Consider the following 308-nt stretch of genomic DNA (forward strand, 5'->3'; position numbering starts at 1 on the left):
TGTCTTAACCGCTTGACTAATGGATCATGACAAGTGACCCGTGCGGGATTCGAACCCACGATACCAGCGTGAAAGGCTGGTGTCTTAACCACTTGACTAACGGGTCATAACGGAGAATGAGAGATTCGAACTCTCGCGCCGCTTTCGCGACCTACACCCTTAGCAGGGGCGCCTCTTCAGCCACTTGAGTAATTCTCCAATGGGTCTAAGTGGACTCGAACCACCGACCTCACGCTTATCAGGCGTGCGCTCTAACCAGCTGAGCTATAGACCCATATATTATTAAAGCGGGTAACGAGAATCGAACT

General features: G+C 51.0%; 3 tRNA genes. All 3 read right to left on the reverse strand.

Annotated elements, in window-relative coordinates:
- Positions 1-34: 34 nt before the first annotated feature.
- The 3 genes from FC47_RS10290 to FC47_RS10300 all read right to left on the reverse strand — a co-directional run bounded on the left by FC47_RS10290 (position 35) and on the right by FC47_RS10300 (position 274).
- A tRNA-Glu gene (locus FC47_RS10290) sits at positions 35-106 on the reverse strand.
- A 4-nt stretch (positions 107-110) separates the two neighbouring features.
- Positions 111-198: transfer RNA gene (locus FC47_RS10295), tRNA-Ser, on the reverse strand.
- Between the two features lie 2 nt (positions 199-200).
- Positions 201-274: transfer RNA gene (locus tag FC47_RS10300), tRNA-Ile, on the reverse strand.
- Between the last annotated feature and the right edge of the window lie 34 nt (positions 275-308).

This window comes from Limosilactobacillus mucosae DSM 13345 (genome assembly GCF_001436025.1).
GTDB classification, from domain to species: Bacteria; Bacillota; Bacilli; order Lactobacillales; family Lactobacillaceae; genus Limosilactobacillus; species Limosilactobacillus mucosae.